At 58.3% G+C, this 393-nt stretch carries 1 protein-coding gene; it reads right to left on the reverse strand.

The window, feature by feature from the left end; all coding sequences use genetic code 11:
- A partial coding sequence (locus tag KP705_RS18785) for a DUF4158 domain-containing protein (RefSeq protein ID WP_215765402.1) occupies positions 1 to 393 on the reverse strand: 393 nt, incomplete at both ends.

The raw sequence follows: 393 nt of genomic DNA on the forward strand, positions 1-393 counted from the left end.
TGACCGACGGCAGGAGAATGCTTCGGCGACGCATCTCGTCAATCAGGATCGCAGCCATGCGGGATGGCTGGGTCACATGATGTGCAATTGGCATCGCGAAACCGGTCATGTCATGAAATGCCGACCGATCGAAGGTTCGGTAGCCATAACGCTTCATCAGGTGGGCCAGATGGGATCGACGGGTTTCGTCACGACGTCCGTAATGGGACCAGAGCCCAGGGGACAGGTCGAGCTGCCGCGCAACAAATGACAGAATGGGAGCCGGTGGTGTTTCACCAGATTCCAGCACCCGTCCCGGCCAGCGCATGTAGAGCATGACCATCGTGAAACCCAATCGGGAGGTTTCTCCGCGGCGGGTTGCGATCAGATCGAAGTCATCCTGGCGGAGTGTAA

Origin of the sequence: Gluconobacter sp. P1D12_c (genome assembly GCF_018812105.1) — a bacterium.
Taxonomy (GTDB): Bacteria; Pseudomonadota; Alphaproteobacteria; order Acetobacterales; family Acetobacteraceae; genus Gluconobacter; species Gluconobacter oxydans_A.